This is a genomic window from Paenibacillus sp. 01T431 (genome assembly GCF_056398625.1).
Genome location: NZ_JBFTPT010000058.1, coordinates 1 through 732 on the forward strand (window position 1 = coordinate 1; position 732 = coordinate 732).

The 732-nt window shown below is 47.1% G+C and carries 1 protein-coding gene; it reads left to right on the forward strand.

Annotated elements, in window-relative coordinates; genetic code table 11:
- On the forward strand, window positions 1-443 hold a 443-nt coding region (locus AC1DM9_RS34380), incomplete at its 5' end, for a transposase (RefSeq protein WP_477584501.1).
- Window positions 444-732 lie beyond the last annotated feature (289 nt).

Consider the following 732-nt stretch of genomic DNA (forward strand, 5'->3'; position numbering starts at 1 on the left):
AGGACATCGAAGCTCTGCTTTCTGAGATTCCTATGGCACAGCAGCTTCGCACCATAAAAGGTCTCGGGAAGATCTTCACCGCGGCCATACTAGCTGGCACAGGAGATTTAAGACAGTATGCGCATGGACGTCAGGTATTACGAAAGGCGGGCCTAAATTTGGCTGAAAGTACGTCAGGAAAGCGAAAAGGACGAATTGTTCTTTCGAAAAGAGGAGACTCCGCCTTGCGRAAATATCTCTATCTCGCGACGGTTCAGCTCGTTTGGAATAACCCCGTGTTCCGCCATCTGCATGAGCATAATGTGCAAGAAAAGAAGATGAAAAAGCAGCAATCCATATTTAAGTTAGTAGGAAAGCTGGCACGAATTCTAGTTGGTATTATACAACGAGGAGAAAAGTTCACGCCAGAGAAAACGGTAATTGCATGGGCAGAAGCAGCTTAAATTAAGTAGAAATCACGTATATTGACTCATTCGCAGGATTTCAAAAAGAAAGCACGGAGGACCGAGTTCGTTACCCATAAGGGCTCAGACCCATCCGCTAAACGCTATCGGTCTCCACACCTTGGACAGGTATAACGAAGGAATGTAAGGGCAGTGACCCGTTGAGATTTGGGAGGGTGAACCTCCAAGGGATTGTGGAGTATGCGTGCAGTAGAAACTACCTGGGGAATATTTCCTAATAGTTCCTCTATTTCCGCATGCCCAGCCCACCACCTCAACCGGTATCACC